Raw genomic sequence first — 17,358 nt, 5'->3', positions numbered from 1 at the left:
TACGTTTGAGGTAGACGGAGCTTATCTTGTTACGTTATATCTTAGGTTCGAAGGGTCGCCAAATCGAACTTTGGCACAAGACCTTCATGCATCGCGCGGCCTAGCAGCGCGTGAACCGCGGCGTAGCCGTCATCGCCAAGATCGGCCGTGAAGGCGTTCACGTACAGATCAATGTGTTGTCTGGCGACGCCAGGATCCATTTCCTGCGCGTGCGCCATCACATAGTCGCGCGAGGCCTCGGGGCGCGACCAAGCGTATTCGACGGAGGCGCGAATTTGACGCGCCAAGGTCGCGGTGTCCAGCGAGCGGCGGGCGATGATGGCGCCCAGGGGAATGGGGAGGCCGGTATCGGACTCCCACCATTGCCCGAGATCCGCCATCATCTGGAGCCCGTAGCTCGGGTAGGTGAAGCGGGCCTCGTGAATGACGAGGCCCGCGTCCACAAGGCCGTCCCGGACCGCGGGCATAATTTCGTGGAACGGCAGGACCACGATGTCTAGCGCGTCCCCCGGGACGTTTTGCGCGGCCCATAGCCGGAAGAGCAGGTAGGCGGTGGAACGCTCGCTTGGCACCGCTACCCGACGTCCGGCAAGGGATGCGGGGTTGGGGGCTGTGCCCTTGGCGGATGTTGCGCGGCCTGAAACAGCCTGGGAGCCTTCCATTGCGGCATCGGGTTTCGTCAACACCAGCGGTCCGCACCCCCGTCCGAGCGCTCCTCCGCATGGCAGGAGCGCGTAATCCTTCATCGCCCAAGGTAAGGCGGCGTAGGAGATTTTGAGCACATCGGGTCCGGTACCTTTAGCCGCAAGACCGTTCGTGATATCAATGTCCGCATATGTAACGTCCAACTCTGGCGCACCTGGAATGAGTCCATGAGCTAGGGCGTGAAACACGAAAGTGTCGTTGGGACATGGTGAGTAAGCGATACTGAGTTTGTCTTGTGAACTCTGGTTACGGTTTGGTTCAACCAAGGTTGAACGGTAGTTATCGTTATTCGTCGCATTCATGCTCGAACACCTCCGCTAATACGGCCCCGGCAGCTTCCAACGCTGCCAGGGCCTCTTTGATGCGCCAAGCCCCGCGATCGCGCAGGCCTACGGCGTTGCTTACGGCGCGCAGCTCCACCACGGGAACCCCGTGGAGCTGCGCCGCCGCGGCGACCCCGAAGCCTTCCATGGCTTCGGCGGTCGCCCCCGGCACGCGCTGCGCTAAGCGTGCCGCGGTTTCCGCGGTCCCGGTCACGGTGGACACCGTGAGCACGGGACCCGCGGCAAGCGGCAGCCCGGCGGCGCGAAGCGCTTCCGCCAGGCGTGCCGTCAACGGGGCATCCGCGGTGTAGCTCGCGGTGCCGAACCCCAGCTGGTCGATGCTGACGAAGTCTTGCGGCGGCGCCTCCGCGCCGAGGTCGGCGCAGACGATCTCGCTGGCGAGGACCAGCGAGCCGATCTCCGCCTGACCGGCGAAGCCGCCGCCGATGCCTGCGGATATCACTGCAGCATATGCGCCGCCGGCTGTCGCCAGTGCCGCCGAAGTGCTCGCGGCGGCGGCTGCGGGACCGACGCCGCCTGCAATGACATGCACGCGCCCCGCGCCCGCAGCATCCAGTGAGTTTCTGTTATCAGTCTCGGCCGCTCCCGTAGCATCCTCGGACCGTCTGTCGTCTTGCTTCCGCCCCAACCCCCGCAGCAGCGCTTCGCGCTCCGCTTCGACCGCGGTGACGATGAGGATCCGATCTCGTTTTATGTAATTAGGGTCTATTTTGACCTCAGATCGATTCAAGTCTTTCAATGCTCCAACTCCTTACTAAGAAAATCATGACATATGCTCTAATTGTAACAGTGCGTGTGAAGGATGTGAACCTCGGCTATGCTATAATGAAATACATTCTAAACTTGGAAATAAGGTGACAACATGAATGAAGGGCAAGGGCTGTGGCTGATGGCGGCCGCGGTCGTACTGGGTGCTTTTCTTCTGACGCAAATGTACCGAAGCTCCGGCAAACTTGGCGCGGCCAGACGCGAATTAACCCGGTTGACAGAGAAACAGAAAGCGGGGCAAGGCACGCCGGAGGATCGGGCAGCATGGGAGCTTCATCGCACGGCGTTACGGAATCATCCCAGTGAATACAATAAGCTGAATATGGAAATCCAATTTGAAGAGGCGTTCCTCCGTTACCTGGAGCAGTTTCACCCTGATGATTCCGGGTTGGCTGCGCTGAGGCTTACGGCAGGATACAGGAAAGATACACTTTGGGGATTTAAGGTGAACCGAAAAGACTAATGTGCTCAAGGAGGCGTTCCTATGGACTTACGCAAGCTTCGGTTGGATGAACCCTCCTTAAGTCCGTCCAGTGAGGAACGGGACGAAGTGGAGCGGGATTACGCGCGATTGATTCAGTCCCCGGCGTTTCGCCGTTTGCAAGGCAAATCTCAAGTATTCGGCGCCGGAACCGGCGACTATTACCGGACACGTCTGACGCATTCCTTGGAAGTGTCGCAGATCGCCCGCGAAGTGGCGCGTCGGATGGGGATGCAATATCCGTTCATACAAGCCAAGGAGCATCCCGGTCTCATGATGGATCCCTCTGTGGTGGAGTGCGCCGCGTTGGCACATGATCTAGGCCATCCGCCTTTCGGACACAAGGGCGAAGAGGTGCTGGACCAGATTCTGAAAACGGAGCATGGGTTAGCTTTTGAAGGAAACGCCCAGAATTTCAGGATCTTGATGTTCCTCGAGAAACGGGCGGGCAGCGACTATGGTTTGGATCTGACGGCGGCGGTGCTGCTGGCGGTGAATAAATATCCGTATTCTTTGGAAGAACCGGGACGTCTTAAAGGGGTGTACGGTGTGGAATGGGAAGGCATCCGTTATTTGAGGGACCAGTGGAAGATGCCGGAGGGCTGCTCTACCCTTGAAGCGCAGCTTATGGATCTCAGCGATGACATCGCCTACTCCACCCATGATATTGAAGACGGCATTCGCGCAGGCAAAATCCAGATGAACCGCACCTTCTTCGAAAACGACCGCTTGGTCGAGCTGGTGGTTCTAGAGATTATCAATGACCGGGGAAATTTGCTGGGTGAATGGGATGAGGTTAATATTCCGGCGATGGTCAAGCGGGTGCTGATGGATTATTTGAGCCAATGGGAAACGATTTACGCCGAGAATCATCAAGAGTCCTCGCGTACCCGCAGAGAGATGAAGGCGCGATGGGTAAGCACGTTCGCGGGCAGAGTCGGGATTATCGATGATGCATCCAACGGATGGAAACGCGTTACGTTCGTGAAGGAAGGCAAACATGATATTGAGCTGTTGCGGACAATGGAGATTCTGAAGAAACTTGCTTGGGTGACGTTGATCAAGGACTTTCGCGTACAGCGGCTGCAGAAGCGCAGTGAGATTATGATCCGGCAGCTATGGGACAGCTTTAAAGTGGAAGAGCAAGGCCGGATGATCATCCCGCCGGACTGGATCGGACGATATGACCGGAACAAAGCGAACTGGAGCTGGCCGCGTTTCGTAGCGGATTATGTAGCGGGAATGACGGATGCCTACGCGGAGAAAGTGTACGGGGAATTGTTCGCGAGCAAGACCGGATCGATTTACGAGATGGATTAGCAGCTTTCATGCTTTATACGCCAACAGGCCCGCCAACATGATGGCGGGCCTGTTCTCACTAATGGTTTACTTCATATACTCTGGCTTCGAAAAACCTTTGGCTTTCTCATCCGTCTCAATGAATTTCTTGAACTCAGGGGACTGGTAAGCCGCGGCCAGATCTTTCAGGTACGTCTTGTCTTTGTTGCCTTCCTTCACAGCCACGATAATCTGTAAATCTTCCGCTGGTTCTTCGAGCAGCAACGAATCGGACAGGGATTTGCTTGCGGAAATGATGGTGTTACCCGGTATCACGGCGTAATCCACATCGCCCAGTGCGCGAGGTAATTGCGGAGCATCCAACGGAACAATTTTCACATTCTTCGGATTCTCGGCAATATCTTTTTCGGACGCGGTTAGCGGATCCGCTTCGCCTTTTAATTTCAGAATGCCGGCTTTTTCAAGCAAAATCAGGGAACGGGCCATATTGGACGGATCATTCGGCAAACCGATGTGCGCGCCGTCTTTCAGCTCGTCCAAGCTCTTGAACTTATCGGAGTAAACACCTGCAGGCGCTGAAGGGATCTTCACCAAACCCGTTAAATCGTCAACGCCTTGCTGCTCCTTGTAAGATTCCAGAAATGCCGTATGTTGAAAAATATTCGCGTCAATCGTCCCGTCCGACAAGGCCGTGTTCGGTTGCAGGGCATTCGTGAATTCCACGGATTCCAGCTTGTACCCTTTGGCTTCCAGGATCGGCTGAATGGAGCGTTTGAATTGATCGGCATAAGGTCCCGGGAAAAATCCGATTTTCAGCTCTTTTTTGTCATCCGCCGTCTCACTGCTGTTCCCACATGCCGCCAGCACCCCGATGATCATGACCATCAATAGTGCCAGCGCGGTTTTTCTAATGTTTTTGTTCAACATACCCTTATCCCCTTTAATAGTTAGTTTAATTTACGTTGATTAACCCCGCTTGTCCAACGTCTTTGCGATTCGATTCCCGAGCCACTGCACCAATTGAACCATCACCACAAGAATGACGATACAAATGATCATGACACTCGTTTCAAAACGATAATACCCGTACCGCACCGCCAAATCCCCGATGCCTCCGCCCCCGACAGCGCCAGCCATTGCGGAATAGGATATGAATGAGATGGTCGTTACGGTTAACCCGGATACCAAGCCGGATCTGGACTCCGACAACATTACTTTGGTGACAATGTGCCACGGTGAAGCTCCGGCTGCCACAGCGGCTTCCACAATGCCTTTAGGCACTTCGCGCAAGCTTTGCTCAACTAAACGGGCGAAGAACGGGATGGCGGCTATGGACATGGAAACGGAGGCGGCCAGAGGTCCGATCGTCGTTCCGACAATCAACCGGGTTAACGGAATGAGTGCCACCAGCAAAATAATGAACGGAAAAGAACGAACCGTATTGACGATATAATTGACGCTGTTGTGCAAAAGGTTGTTAGACAGCAGGTGCCCCCGCGACGTCAGGTACAACAGAATGCCGATTGGCAATCCGAACGCCACGGCGGAAGCCACCGAAATGGAAACCATCAGGAGTGTTTCCTGCATCGCTTTCACGATTTCGGGGAAATACGTTTGCAAGTCGGTCAGAAACGCGTTCATTCGTAATCAGCCTCCTTCGTGAATCCGTCGGCCGTATCGAACAGGAAGCGGCCGAGTTTGCTGGAAGGCTGCACATGAGGGTCCCGCATATCTAACGTTTCAATAATATGACCGTTTTCCATGACCGCCACTTCATCGCACAAATATTTAACAACATTGATTTCGTGGGTCACGATGACGATGGTCACTTTCCATTTGCGATTAATTTCTTTAAGAAATTTCAATAAGGATAGCGTCGTATGGGGATCCAACGCCGAAGTCGGCTCGTCGCACAGCAGCACTTTGGGATTGTTGGCTAACGCGCGCGCAATGGCCACGCGCTGCTTCTGGCCGCCGCTGAGCTGTGCCGGATAATGTCCCGCTTTGTCGGAGAGCCCGACAATGTCCAGACATTCCAGCGCGCGCTTCTTACGGCTGGCGGCATCGATTCCCGCGACATCCAGAGCGAATTCCACATTCTGGAGCGCGGTTTTGTTGCTCAGCAGATTGAAGTTCTGAAAGATCATGCCGATCGAGCGCCGGGCAATGCGCAATTCTTCCTGGCTGAGCATCGTTAAATCCTGCCCGTCCACATGCACCGATCCCGTTGTCGGAACTTCCAACAGATTAATGAGACGAAGCAACGTCGATTTACCCGCGCCGCTGAAGCCGACAATGCCGTATACCTGACCTTGTTCAACCTGAAGGGAACTCGGTTGTACCGCGATGAATTCCGGTGCGCTTTTCCCTTGGTTCGAAGGATAAGTTTTGCTGACATTCTGTAAGTGAATCATATCTATTCCCCTGCCTTAAACTGCGTTTTCTTAGATGACGGCTACTGCATCCATTTCGAGCAAAAGCTCTGGATAGAACAACTTGTTAATCGGAATTGTACCCGAAGCAGGCACCGCGCCCTTGAACATTTCATTGCGTATTTCCGCGACGCGCGTCATATCTTCAATATTTACAAGATACCAGGTTGTTTTGACCACATCCGCTAATGTAGCGCCTGCAGCTTCTAGAATGAGTTCGAGGTTCTCAATCGTTTTGCGGACTTGAGTATCCAGATCGCCGGCCCCGACAACGTTCCAATCTTGATCCAGCGCGGTGATAGTACCGGTATAGATCGTATGCTTCACTTCACTCACTTTAACGGCTTGCGCATAAGGTCCTTTGGGAGGACACACCTCGGGGGTGAAAACAACTTCTTTGTTTGCCATGGTTATTTGCTCCTTCTGATGTCGTACATATAGTTATTGAATGGATGCTTGAAATGCTATGAGACAACCTTCCGCCGACGCTGAATCCACCCATACTTCCGCATGTTGATCCCAATCTTGTTGACGGTGAGGTACTTTATTGGCGGTGAGCCGTTGCTGTACTACGTTGAGATCCTCTACCTCAAGCAACATACCGATCACGCGGGCCGCCTTCGGGATGTGTTCCCCGGGAAAGCGATTTTGCAACCCAGCCTCATCAAGGAACGTGACTTTGTCACACCAGAAGGGGGGACGGGAACTGCCGACAGCTGAATTCTTTTCTTTTTTTTCCAAAAGAGCATACCGCCGCACGACCTCATCCATCTGTTCCGCAGGCACATAGATAAATACTTCGGCAAGAGCGTTTGCTCCGTTCGGGTGCCTGTGACGCTTGGGCTGAAAGATCAGTTCGGGGGTAAGCTGTTCGACATAACAGACCAGTCCTTCCGGGAATGAGGATTGGACAAACCCAAACCATCGGAATGAGGCTGTGCCTTGAAGCTCTCCGTGTGCGGCCGGTCTTGAGGCATGTAACACGGCTTGCGGATCCAATTTGGCCTCTTGCAATTGGGTACGCGATGTCTCCGCATTTGTCGTGGCGACAGCTAATGTGTGTATGCCGGCATACTTGTCCAAATACGATGCCAGATGGTCCTTGCCGCTCGATGCGATAAGCTCCACGTAACCACGGTCGAACACATAGTGGGTGTTCCACGAGGGAGCGGACTGACCGATTACTCCGGCATCCATGGCTGAAGGCGGCGAAGTATAGAATCCCAGCTTCTTGTATGTGTCGGTCATCCGTGCTAAATCCGTACCGATAATGCCGACATGATCGACGCGTATGCTTATTGTTTGGACGCTCATCGTTACCTCCGCATTAGTTCAATCCTGCTTACAATTCCTAGTATTCTGCTCGGTTTTATTTTGCTTTATGATAAAGCTTATGTCGAATGTTGTCAATACGTAGCGAAAACTTACCAGAAATCTTTACAAAAAATTAGGATTACTCCGACATTTCCCATAACAAATGGCCTATATACTTATCGCAAATAGGAATGGGGAGTGAGTCTTTTTGTCTAATCGCAGTAGGAAATGGAGTACTCTATGTTTGGCCTTGCAGTTGTTGGCCGGTACGGTTTTAGGGGGAGTTTCCGCCTATGCCAGTTCGCCTTCACTCGGAACGCCTTACGATGGCAATGGAAATTATCAAGTTGGAGTTCCTCATGTATTTATCAATCAGATTTATGGCGGGGGCCTTGTTGCCGCGGCAGATACCTACTTCTCTCATGGATTTATCGAATTGTACAACCCGACCGATCAAGACGTTGATATGAGCGCGTGGTCGTTACATTATGCCGACCGCGGGACGAATGCCACAACCGGCAGTACGTTGCCTTGGTCTAAATTGGATTTGACCGGAACGATTAAGGCTCATTCCTCTTATCTGATTACAGGTGCGCCGACAGGCGCTCTGCCTGCGACTCAGAAGATGGATCTGGCCGCTAAATCGGACCAGACTTGGACAGGCCGTTTCATCAACAATAAAGGACTGAAGGTTGCCCTGATGAGCAATCAGAATTCTTTGCAGGATGTGAATCCTTCCGTAGCCAAGCCGACCGGCTATGTGGATCTGGTGGGTACGGGAAGTAATGATAACGGAAGCACGATCGACGGATACGAAACAGAGTATCCGACAGGTTCCGACGGGGGAACGTCCAAGAAGAAGTCGATCTACCGTGCGGATTTGAGAGACACGGACAATAATAAGACGGATTTCCGTCAAGTGGATTACAGCGCGGCAAATGCCGAAGTCCTTGCGGATGTGGGGCCGCGCGGCTCTGTGGACGGCCCTTGGGGCGTGATTCCGAGGATGTTGACGAGTACGCTGCCTAAGGCGTTCATTGGTTACCCGTACCAAGCGTCCATATCGGTATCGAGAGGCACAGCGCCCTATACGTTTAATTCGCCTGATCTTCCTTCAGGTTTAAACTTGGATGCGGTCACGGGTGTCATTACAGGTATTCCCGCGAACGGAACCCAAGGTTCTGTTCATGTTACGGTGTATGCCGATGACAGCGCAACTGTACAACAGAGTGTTTATAAAACGTTTCCTCTGACGATTAACCAGCGGGTAGCTCCCGCAGATCATGTGTTAATTAACGAAGTGTACGGGGGCGGAGGCAAAATCAGTTCGCCGGGCAATGCCGCACCGTATTTGCATGATTTTATTGAGCTTTACAATCCTACAGCTCAAACCATTTCTCTAAAGGGGCATATGCTTAGATACAGCAATAAAGGCGCGACGACAGTACAAACCTATACGTTTGAAGATAATGCTGTAATTCATGCTGGTGATTATTACCTTGTTCGTTTAGAAGCCACCTGGGGCAATACAAGTGACAAGAACTATGGTGAAGCCTATATAGCGGATGCCTATGCAAGTGTTAAGGAACAGTCGATTGGTATGTCTGATACGGACGGCCAAGTCCAGTTATACAATGAAATTTTACATATTGTGGATGCTGTTGGATACGGTGCTGTAACAGCGCCAGGATTAGAGGGAACAGCCGTTGGCGGAGGCTCCTTGCCGTCAGCCGTTAAAGGGGTGCGCAGAATCGGTTTCCTTGAAACCAATAACAATGCGGATGATTTCAGTATCGTTACTCCTAGCCCTACGAAATCGGGTTCGGCAGAAGGTAATGTGGAAACGATCCCTAACTATGTCAAGCTCATTAATACACTGCAGACGGATTCCTTGCTCATTGGACAAGCACTCACGATTGAGGGACTTGTAACGACGCCTACCGTTAAATTGGATAAGGGGCAAACCTCATCTGTACGATATGTTCAGTCCTTCACGGGCGCGATTGCTGTTGAGGGGATGAATTCAACCATACCGGTGGGGACAGAGGTTCGTGTGACGGGTACATTAATAAAGTCAGAAGGTGAGTTACGCATAGGAGGAGCCAACGTTACGGCGCTCAGTAAGAAAATTTACGGCCTGAACATCTATGAAACTTTTGATAAAACGACATCTTATATATCTCAAACGACGTCCGTTACAGCTTCTGTATATGGTAGTCATATAACTACTCAGAGCAGAGTTAACGGAGTCCAGAGCTCGGCGAACACGATTACTTTAGACAACGGTTTTACTGTGTATATCAACGGCAGTCAACCAAACGTAACTTTCGGAGATGTAGTGTCCATAACGGGAACGTTGGGTGTGTACAACCATAAATTGCGTCTTGTGGTATCTGATGCTGCAACACATGTTAGAGTGTCGCCAAATACAGATCTCTTCACGGACCGAATGAAAATCACAAAGATTGCTCATTATGCCGTAGGAACTACGAATAAGGACGGCGGGGTAGCCGAAATCGTAAAGTATAATCGCGATAACGGTAAGTTCTATCTGGTTAACGGTTCAACAACGCCGCCAAGCCTTGATATTGTGAAACTGGCCGGCAGCGGTACGCTCACCAAAGAGGCTACCGTAGCTGTGAAGACGTTGGCTGAGACAAATGGTTTTGTTTACGGGGATTTAACCAGTGTGGACATCAACACGATTAGCAAACGAGTAGCGGTATCGGTGCAAGAAGCAGATTCCATGAAAGCAGGGAAGATCCTGGTTCTGGATTACGCCGGAAACCTGCTGGAAAGTTATGAAGCGGGCATACAGCCCGATATGATTAAATTCACGACGGACGGCAGGTACCTGCTTACGGCGGATGAGGCAGAGCCTCGCGCCGCCGGTTCAGACCCGGAAGGCAGCGTTACAATTGTGGATATGACGAATGACCAAGTTGTACACGCTAAATTCGATAATCCTGCCGTTATTGGCGATGGTGTGCACATTCGGGGTCCGCAAAATCCTTTGAAAGGCTTGATCACGGAGAAAGGCAGCAAGAATGATGCAATCCGTGATTTGGAGCCGGAGTACATCACGTTATCGGATGACAATACCACAGCCTATGTCTCCCTGCAGGAGAATAATGCGATCGCAACCGTGGATATCGCAACCAAGAAAGTTACTTCTGTGAAATGGCTGGGACTGAAAGATTACAATGCTCCTGGCAATGCGCTTGATATCGTTAAAGACAATGTGATTAAACTGGAGAATGTTCCTTTCTACGGAATGTATATGCCGGACGGAATCGCTTCGCAAACGATAGACGGAACCACTTATCTGTTCTCGGCTAACGAAGGGGATGTCACAGAATGGACCGGAAGAGGGAACGGTACGAAAGTCGGCGCTGTAAGAGGCGCGTTGCCGACGGGTTCACCCGCTGCACAGTTCCTGAACGGAAAGACCGCTTATGATGATATTGAAGTGGCTTCGGATATGGGAACGGACGGAATTTATATGTACGGTGGACGTTCCTTCTCGATCTGGAATGCGGCCAGCATGGAACAGGTCTATGACAGCGCAAATGACTTTGAGAAGATTACGGCCCAGCGGTTACCGAATAACTTCAACACCAGCAACAGTAAAGTAGCGATCGACGACCGCAGTGCCAAGAAAGGACCTGAGCCGGAAGATATCAAGGTGGCGAAAGTAGGATCGAAAGTAATAGCTTTCATAGGTTTGGAACGCATAGGCGGCATTATGACCTATGATGTGTCGAATCCGGCAAACCCGATGTTTATAAATTATACAAACACACGCACGTTCGATTCCGCCAATATGTTGCAGACGGACACAGGTCCGGAGGGGATTGAGTTCATTCCGGCGGCTGCCAGCCCAACCGGCTTGCCTCTGTTGCTTGTAGCCCATGAAGTGGGGGGTACCGTAGGTGTTCTTCAATTGGACGTGAGCCGGATCGTTCTAGACCAAGCCGCCGTCACACTCGAAGCAGGTAGTGCCGCGCATAAGTTAAATGCGACAGTCACTGCGGCGGCCGGCAGCGCGGAGACGGTAACATGGACTTCATCCGACAAGGCGGTTGCCACCGTAGATTCGACGGGTCAGGTTACCGCGGTTAAGGAAGGGGTTGCTGTGATCTCGGCGCAAACGGCGGATGGATATGCTGTAGCGCAGGCTCAAGTAACGGTGAACGCTTCTGCAACCGGTCCGGTAGATCCGGTGCCACCGACGGTGCCGCCAACAGTACCACCGACAGTGCCGCCGACAGTGCCGCCAACAGTACCACCAACAGTACCACCGACAGTACCACCAACGGTGCCGCCGACAGTACCACCGACAGTGCTGCCAACAGTACCACCGACAGTGCCGCCAACAGCGCCGCCCACTGTCGAAAGTAACCATAATGTATTGACAGTAACGACTGAAGTGCAGGCTGTGACAGATGCTTCAGGCAAAGCGACAGTTTCGGTTAAAGCCGAACAGATGAAGGCTGCGATTACAGCACTCACTCAAGCACCACAAGGCTCACAAGGGGAGATCACGATTCGGACGGAGGGTGACTCGGGTGCCAACAAATCCGTAGTGGACATCCCGTCGGAAGTGTTTGTTCAATTGACCCCTAGCAAGGCGGCGAAATTGACGTTGGAAACATCACTCGGAGCCGTTGTATTCGACCAGAAGATGATCCAGGCGATTTCCAATCAAGCTAATCAAGGTATTGTTTCCTTATCCATCGCGGCAACCAAATCATCCGTCGACAATCCGTTAATCGGTAATCGTCCCGTCCGGGAATTCACTTTACAGGTTTCGGGCAAGACCATTACTTCTCTGGACGGAGGTAAGGTAGAGCTGCGAGTACCTTACACGAAAGCAGGAACCGAGAACGAGCATGCTCTTGTTGCTTACGTTGTTGATGAGAACGGAAAAGTTATGCCTGTTCCAAACAGTTACTATAATGCTTCAACAGGAATGATACATCTCGGTGTAAAGCACCTTTCCACTTACGGGGTCGGATACAATCTGATTTCATTCAAGGAAGCCATCCCTGTCTTTGCCCAAAATCACATTACTTATCTGGCGGCGAGAGGAGTCATCAGCGGGAGCGGCAATAACATGTTCGCGCCTTCCCAGTCCATGACTCGCGCGGACTTTGCGCTAACGCTGTCCAAACTGGCTGGAGCAGACCTGAACGGTTATACCTCTTCGCGGTTTAAAGATGTCAGGGAGCAGGATTATTATGTGAAAGCCGTGGAATGGGCTACAGAACAAGGCATTACCAGCGGCGTGTCCAAGGATACATTCGGTCCGAAATCCATGATTACACGCGAGCAGATGGCGGTCATGATCTTGCAAGCCGCCAAACATCTAAATTATTCTTTACCTGCGCTAAGCGGTGTGACGACATTTAAAGACGAATCTACGATTTCAGGTTACGCCAAAGAGGCGGCCGGCATGATGCAGCAAGCAGGTATGATCAACGGTCGTACGACCGCGGGACAAGAAGGCATGTACTTTGCTCCCAAAGCGTATGCAAGCCGTGCTGAAGCGGCAACGATGCTATCACTTTTCCTAAAGGCAATCGCTAAATAAACTGAACCATCGCCCCGTATCGGGGCGATGGTTTTTTGATTAATTTTGTACATAAAGCTCGTATGGTATGATAGATTCATAGATTTAGAAGCTGCAAGGGGGATCATCAAGCATGCCAGAGATCGAATTACAGGTTCATCTTGCCGAACGCATGACAATGCCTAAGATACATATCGAAGTGGAGCTTACGGAGAATGGATTCTATCGGAACGGCTGTGTAGAAGAGTTCTTCACGGAGCCCATGGCGGTTCAGGATGTTCATCGTTATAATGCGCACTATCAAGCTGAGACTCGTTCCTGGGACGTGACAAAGCTGGATCAAGACTTGGCGGTGAGCCATACAAAGTGGACCGAATCCACATTAGAGCTTACATCTGTATCGCAAGCACCACAGAAAACATTGCTGATCCTGATGGAATCCCCGCACAATGATGAATATACCTATCTCGACGCCGAAGGCGCTGAAGTGCGCATTCCGGTCGTTGGGGACCGTGCTTTAGCCGTCGGCCGCATTGCGCAAGCGAGGCCGGTACGTCCCGCCAACGGGCAAACCGGAGCGCATATGGACAAATGGCTGGAGACGGTTTTACAGGCAGTGGACTGGCCGGAGACCGCGTCATTCCGCGTAATCGTCGGAAATCCGATACAGTTCCAGACTTCCTTGCATGCGATTCATGGCGGGACGCTCAGCAAGAAGCCTTTTGCCCAGTTAAGAGATCGGGTGTGGATGGCTCTGTGGGGTGTGGATGAGATTCAGTCCGATTTCCATGGGCGGCTTACCGCTTACAACCCGGATCTTATTCTCAACGGTTGCACAAGCGTACCGAAAAGCCTTGTTGACGAGGCACTCAGAGCGCAATATGGCGGGAATTCGGAATCGCCTTGGTGTTATCGGGTTGCCCATCCTTACGCCTGGTTTACGCCGGGTAATCGCAGACTCACCCGCCTGACCTTGGATTGAAATACACAACAAGAATGAGAGGATGACTATCGATGAACCTTCAAGCTCCGCAAGCCGGACGCGTGACACTCACTAAACTACTCACAAAGCGAGCAGCAGCGCTGACTCTGCTTCTCGCCTTAAGTGTGACATCCGGAGCGGGAGCGATCTCGCCTCCGAGAACGGAAGCCGCGCCATCGCTGTCTGTCGTATTGGACGGTATCAAGTTGAAGTTTGACGTCCCGCCGAAAGTCATCAACGGAAGTACGCTGGTGCCGATGCGCCGCATCTTTGAGGCCTTGGGCGCGGGTGTCTACTACGAGAATAAGAGCCAAACCGTAACGGCTACGCGCAATCAGATGGAACTTATTTATAAGTTGGGTACAACACAGGCCGTGAAGAACGGCTGGCCAATCAAGTTAACGTCGCAGCCGGGCCGCGTCATCGGCACAACGACCATGGTACCGCTCCGATTCGTCAGCGAGTCCCTCGGCGCGACGGTGGGCTTCAACGCAGGCACGCAAGTGATTACAATTGACAGCAATCGTAAGAAATGGGGCCCGACTACTGGGGCGGCCGAATTAAGCCGTTACCGGCTGACGCTTCCCAATCACACGATGTTAACCAAGACACCTGCCTGGTTAGCTTACTTGAATCAGCAGGACAGCACGGAGTCTCATCTGTTCTTTGGCGATTCCACAACCTACGGATCCTATCTGGGCCGTTCCGAAGCGTTGCCGGCTTTGGTCGGATCTCAACTGGGGCAACCCGTATATAACCTGGGTGTACCCGGATTCTCCGCCAATGAGATGATACCTCTGATCCAAAAAACGCTGAAAGACATGTCCGCGTCCACCGTGGTCATCCAGCTCCAAACGTTCTGGGGCGCTTCTCAGCCTTACACGGGACTGGATACGATGCTGAAAGCGCCGTTGCCTGCATACCCGTCCGCATTAAGCTCGCTTCGCACCGACATGAGCCGGGATGACGAGAAACTGGATCTTCCTTATCCGACTTACGCGCAACAAGGCTCGCTCAAGTTGCAGGAAAGGATCGCTCGAGGTAAACAATTGTTCTATGCCAAGAGCGGGCTGGACCCGGCTTTGAAGAAGCAGCTGGAATTGCTGCGGGATGTAGCGGCGAATCGACCGGAACAATCCTTCTTCATTTACGTTCCGCCGTATCTAACCTCGGAAATGTATAAGCATACAACGCTGACTAAAGCCGGATTTGAGGCGCAAGTGAATGCGATCCGGGAGCTTTTGGCAGGACAGGAAAACATCGCCTTTAAAGACTTTAATCAGGAAACAGGTGAGTGGAACAGTTCCCATTTCATCGATTGGATTCACCGCTCCCAAGCAGGAGAGAAGAAACTGGCGGAGCACATGTCGGACTGGCTGAACAACTAATTTTTTATTTTATTAACGCTTTGTGAAGAACAGGTATGGTTCTTGCTTTAAGATGGGTGCCGGGAAAATCCCGGTGAACGAACCCAATTTAGAGGAGGAATTATTGATGAAGAAAAGAACGGCTTGGTCTCTGGTTGCTGCATTGGTGTGTACGGTAGCTTCAGGTTTCAGCGCGGGCGCCGCAACGAATTACGACTACTTTTCAGTAGGCAGCACTGCGAACGTGACGACAACGACTTCGGGCGGCATGGTCATCATGGGCGGCGGCACGGATGTGGATGAGGCGTTCGAATGGATGATCAACAAGTCCGGCGGCGGTGATTTCGTCATTCTGCGTACGTCCGGAACCAACGCTTACAACTCCTACGTTAATGGGCTAGGCACGGTCAATTCTGTTGAAACGCTGATTGTGAAGAACAAAACCGGCGCAAACGACAACTTCATTTATGATAAAATTCGCAATGCGGAAGCCCTGTTTATTGCAGGCGGCGACCAGAATACGTATGTGAACTACTTCAAGGACACCAAGGTGGAAACCGCGATTGCCGAGCTGAAAACACGCGGTGTGCCGATCGGAGGCACAAGTGCCGGCGCTATGGTCATGGGGGAGCACATCTATGATGCGCGGAACGGTTCGGTGTATTCGGATGAGGCGCTGGATAATCCTTTCATCAACTACATGACGTTTACCCGCGATTTCAACGCGTTATGGAATCTCAGTGACGTGATTGTGGATACTCACTTCTATGAGCGGGATCGGATGGGACGGTTGGTGGGCTTTGTCGCAAGGAACATTAAAGACGGCTGGGCACCGGCCAACGGGGCCAAAGGCATTGGAGTAGACGAAGCAACCGCCTATGTAGTTGAGCCGAACGGGAGCGGTTATGTGTTGGGAGCGGGGTATGTGTATTTCCTCAAAACAACCCAGGCGGCGACCACAATTTCTTCCGGCCAGCCGCTTAAGATCAACAACGTTTCTGTATACAGAGTCGGAGACTCCTCATCGCAGTCGTTTAACCTCAGTTCCTGGTCCGGCAGCGGCGGTACTTCGTATACGTTGAACGCGGCTAACGGTTCGTTAACCTCTTCCAAGGGTTCAGTGTATTAATTGAAACATAAGGCTGCACCTTTGGGTGCGGTCTTTTTTTTATGCCTGTTGTTCATGTATACTTTAGCTGAAGGTAACATTTACGGGGATCTTTACGAGGGAGCGGCTTATGGAAATTTTCTATGAATTTGAGAAGGATATGCCTTTTCTTATCGAGGATTGGACACCTATTTCGATGGTGGAAACATTTCACTGGCATACGCCGCTTGAAATTGGCTATTGTGTATCCGGACAGGGATGGTTCTACTTCGGAGACAAGAAATACCGGGTACAGCCGGGTGATGTATTTGTGGTTAACAATATGGAAAGACATATCGCGCAGTCGGATCCGGAGGACCCAAGCCGGTATTTGTTTATCTTTTTTGACCCCAGCATTATGGATCAGATGGACAAAGAATTATTGCTGCCCTTTATATATAATCCTGCACAGTTTTCCAATCAGATACCGGCTGGAACGCGCATCGCCGATGAGTTAGGCGCTCTTTTCCTTCAATTTCAACAGGAATATAATGAACGCAGCGTTGGGTGTAAAAGCATGATGCGCGGTATACTGCTGCAGATTTGCTCTTTACTGCTTCGTCACTATGGAAATAACACCCCGCGCAAGGAAATGAACAGGGTCTTTAACTCGTATAACAAACTGCAACCGGCCCTTTCTCTTATGAAAGAACAGTTTCGCGAGCCGCTTGAACTGGAACACATCGCGGATTTGTTAAGATTAAGTCCATCCAGAGCCCGCCATTTGTTCAAGGAAACGATCGGTGAAGGCTTTAAAGAGTATTTGACCCATCTTCGAATCAATGAGGCCAAACGTTTGCTGATTACATCCGATTTGCCTGTGCTCGACATCTGTCTGCAGTGCGGTTTTCAGAGCCAGACTCCGTTTTATCGATCGTTCCGGCACATTGTGGGGGTGAGCCCTCAACAATATCGGGACCAGGTTACAGAGATGTCAGTTTAGGCGA

General features: G+C 51.8%; 14 protein-coding genes. 7 read left to right on the top strand and 7 right to left on the bottom strand.

The window, feature by feature from the left end; genetic code table 11:
* Nucleotides 1–41: 41 nt before the first annotated feature.
* Nucleotides 42–1,007, bottom strand: a complete 966-nt coding sequence (locus tag SY83_RS01260) for a 1,4-dihydroxy-6-naphtoate synthase (protein ID WP_082882242.1) — start codon at nucleotides 1,005–1,007, stop codon at nucleotides 42–44.
* Complete coding sequence (locus tag SY83_RS01255; RefSeq protein ID WP_082882706.1) at nucleotides 991–1,779, bottom strand: futalosine hydrolase; 789 nt, start codon at nucleotides 1,777–1,779, stop codon at nucleotides 991–993. The genes SY83_RS01260 and SY83_RS01255 overlap by 17 nt, the downstream gene beginning before the upstream one ends.
* Nucleotides 1,780–1,911: 132 nt before the next feature.
* Between SY83_RS01255 and SY83_RS01250 the strand changes: the two genes are divergently transcribed.
* Complete coding sequence (locus SY83_RS01250; RefSeq protein ID WP_068603506.1) at nucleotides 1,912–2,280, top strand: hypothetical protein; 369 nt, start codon at nucleotides 1,912–1,914, stop codon at nucleotides 2,278–2,280.
* Between the two features lie 21 nt (nucleotides 2,281–2,301).
* Nucleotides 2,302–3,618 carry a deoxyguanosinetriphosphate triphosphohydrolase family protein gene (locus tag SY83_RS01245; RefSeq protein WP_068603504.1) on the top strand — a complete coding sequence of 439 codons (1,317 nt, stop codon included), beginning with the start codon at nucleotides 2,302–2,304 and terminating at the stop codon, nucleotides 3,616–3,618.
* Between the two features lie 66 nt (nucleotides 3,619–3,684).
* Here SY83_RS01245 and SY83_RS01240 read toward each other — a convergent pair whose 3' ends face one another.
* The 5 genes from SY83_RS01240 to SY83_RS01220 are packed head-to-tail and all read right to left on the bottom strand — an operon-like array spanning nucleotide 3,685 to nucleotide 7,343.
* Nucleotides 3,685–4,524 carry a MetQ/NlpA family ABC transporter substrate-binding protein gene (locus SY83_RS01240; RefSeq protein ID WP_068603502.1) on the bottom strand — a complete coding sequence of 280 codons (840 nt, stop codon included), beginning with the start codon at nucleotides 4,522–4,524 and terminating at the stop codon, nucleotides 3,685–3,687.
* Between the two features lie 39 nt (nucleotides 4,525–4,563).
* Nucleotides 4,564–5,238, bottom strand: coding sequence for a methionine ABC transporter permease (locus tag SY83_RS01235; protein WP_068603500.1), 675 nt, complete (start codon nucleotides 5,236–5,238; stop codon nucleotides 4,564–4,566).
* Complete coding sequence (locus SY83_RS01230; RefSeq protein WP_068603497.1) at nucleotides 5,235–6,011, bottom strand: methionine ABC transporter ATP-binding protein; 777 nt, start codon at nucleotides 6,009–6,011, stop codon at nucleotides 5,235–5,237. Before SY83_RS01230 ends, SY83_RS01235 begins: the two co-directional genes overlap by 4 nt.
* A gap of 30 nt (nucleotides 6,012–6,041) precedes the next feature.
* The gene (locus SY83_RS01225) at nucleotides 6,042–6,437 is read right to left on the bottom strand and encodes a RidA family protein (protein ID WP_068603495.1); all 396 of its coding nucleotides are present in this window, start codon (nucleotides 6,435–6,437) and stop codon (nucleotides 6,042–6,044) included.
* 33 nt (nucleotides 6,438–6,470) lie between these two features.
* The gene (locus SY83_RS01220) at nucleotides 6,471–7,343 is read right to left on the bottom strand and encodes a VOC family protein (RefSeq protein ID WP_068603494.1); all 873 of its coding nucleotides are present in this window, start codon (nucleotides 7,341–7,343) and stop codon (nucleotides 6,471–6,473) included.
* A 208-nt stretch (nucleotides 7,344–7,551) separates the two neighbouring features.
* Here SY83_RS01220 and SY83_RS01215 point away from each other — a divergent pair, with 208 nt between their 5' ends.
* From SY83_RS01215 to SY83_RS01195, 5 genes are all read left to right on the top strand, one after another.
* Entirely contained in the window at nucleotides 7,552–12,936 is a 5,385-nt protein-coding gene (locus SY83_RS01215; protein WP_082882241.1) for a choice-of-anchor I family protein, read from the top strand.
* Nucleotides 12,937–13,048: 112 nt separating this feature from the next.
* Nucleotides 13,049–13,897 (top strand): hypothetical protein, encoded by an 849-nt coding sequence (locus SY83_RS01210; RefSeq protein WP_068603491.1) that lies wholly within the window; start codon nucleotides 13,049–13,051, stop codon nucleotides 13,895–13,897.
* A 32-nt stretch (nucleotides 13,898–13,929) separates the two neighbouring features.
* Entirely contained in the window at nucleotides 13,930–15,285 is a 1,356-nt protein-coding gene (locus SY83_RS01205; protein ID WP_068603489.1) for a stalk domain-containing protein, read from the top strand.
* A gap of 106 nt (nucleotides 15,286–15,391) precedes the next feature.
* On the top strand, nucleotides 15,392–16,393 hold the full coding sequence (locus SY83_RS01200; RefSeq protein WP_197479931.1) for a cyanophycinase: 1,002 nt from the start codon (nucleotides 15,392–15,394) through the stop codon (nucleotides 16,391–16,393).
* 109 nt (nucleotides 16,394–16,502) lie between these two features.
* On the top strand, nucleotides 16,503–17,354 hold the full coding sequence (locus SY83_RS01195) for an AraC family transcriptional regulator (RefSeq protein ID WP_068603486.1): 852 nt from the start codon (nucleotides 16,503–16,505) through the stop codon (nucleotides 17,352–17,354).
* The last annotated feature ends 4 nt before the right edge of the window (nucleotides 17,355–17,358 follow it).

This window comes from Paenibacillus swuensis, assembly GCF_001644605.1.
Classification (GTDB): Bacteria; Bacillota; Bacilli; order Paenibacillales; family DY6; genus Paenibacillus_N; species Paenibacillus_N swuensis.
This window is presented reverse-complemented; position numbering and strand designations above follow the sequence as displayed.

What these genes read in the sequence shown, in the direction of transcription:
- SY83_RS01260 (WP_082882242.1), bottom strand. Translation starts at nt 1,007, where the DNA reads ATGAATGCGACGAATAACGATAACTACCGTTCAACCTTGGTTGAACCA.
- SY83_RS01250 (WP_068603506.1), top strand. Translation starts at nt 1,912, where the DNA reads ATGAATGAAGGGCAAGGGCTGTGGCTGATGGCGGCCGCGGTCGTACTG.
- SY83_RS01245 (WP_068603504.1), top strand. Translation starts at nt 2,302, where the DNA reads ATGGACTTACGCAAGCTTCGGTTGGATGAACCCTCCTTAAGTCCGTCC.
- SY83_RS01240 (WP_068603502.1), bottom strand. Translation starts at nt 4,524, where the DNA reads ATGTTGAACAAAAACATTAGAAAAACCGCGCTGGCACTATTGATGGTC.
- SY83_RS01235 (WP_068603500.1), bottom strand. Translation starts at nt 5,238, where the DNA reads ATGAACGCGTTTCTGACCGACTTGCAAACGTATTTCCCCGAAATCGTG.
- SY83_RS01230 (WP_068603497.1), bottom strand. Translation starts at nt 6,011, where the DNA reads ATGATTCACTTACAGAATGTCAGCAAAACTTATCCTTCGAACCAAGGG.
- SY83_RS01225 (WP_068603495.1), bottom strand. Translation starts at nt 6,437, where the DNA reads ATGGCAAACAAAGAAGTTGTTTTCACCCCCGAGGTGTGTCCTCCCAAA.
- SY83_RS01220 (WP_068603494.1), bottom strand. Translation starts at nt 7,343, where the DNA reads ATGAGCGTCCAAACAATAAGCATACGCGTCGATCATGTCGGCATTATC.
- SY83_RS01210 (WP_068603491.1), top strand. Translation starts at nt 13,049, where the DNA reads ATGCCAGAGATCGAATTACAGGTTCATCTTGCCGAACGCATGACAATG.
- SY83_RS01205 (WP_068603489.1), top strand. Translation starts at nt 13,930, where the DNA reads ATGAACCTTCAAGCTCCGCAAGCCGGACGCGTGACACTCACTAAACTA.
- SY83_RS01200 (WP_197479931.1), top strand. Translation starts at nt 15,392, where the DNA reads ATGAAGAAAAGAACGGCTTGGTCTCTGGTTGCTGCATTGGTGTGTACG.
- SY83_RS01195 (WP_068603486.1), top strand. Translation starts at nt 16,503, where the DNA reads ATGGAAATTTTCTATGAATTTGAGAAGGATATGCCTTTTCTTATCGAG.